Source organism: Staphylococcus gallinarum (assembly GCF_000875895.1).
In the GTDB taxonomy this organism is placed as follows: domain Bacteria; phylum Bacillota; class Bacilli; order Staphylococcales; family Staphylococcaceae; genus Staphylococcus; species Staphylococcus gallinarum.
Window position 1 is genome coordinate 1 of sequence record NZ_JXCF01000267.1, and the last position, 241, is coordinate 241.

Sequence of the window (241 nt, forward strand, 5' to 3'; positions counted from 1 at the left end):
GCATTTAAATACAGTGGCATCGTTGCCGTGAGCGTCTTTCCTTCACCAGTTTGCATTTCAGCGATATCACCTTCATGTAATGTTATCGCACCTAAGACTTGGACATCTTTAGGATACATACCTAAGACACGCCAACTTGCTTCACGAACAACTGCGTACGCTTCTGGTAATAAATCATCTAACGTAGCTTGATGATTTGCTAATTGTTGCTGAAACGTTTTTGTTTTGTCCTGTAATTGTT

General features: G+C 40.2%; 1 pseudogene. It reads right to left on the bottom strand.

Annotated features, from left to right (window positions below):
- A pseudogene (locus tag SH09_RS15720) lies at positions 1-241 on the bottom strand (accessory Sec system translocase SecA2); the annotation flags it as partial.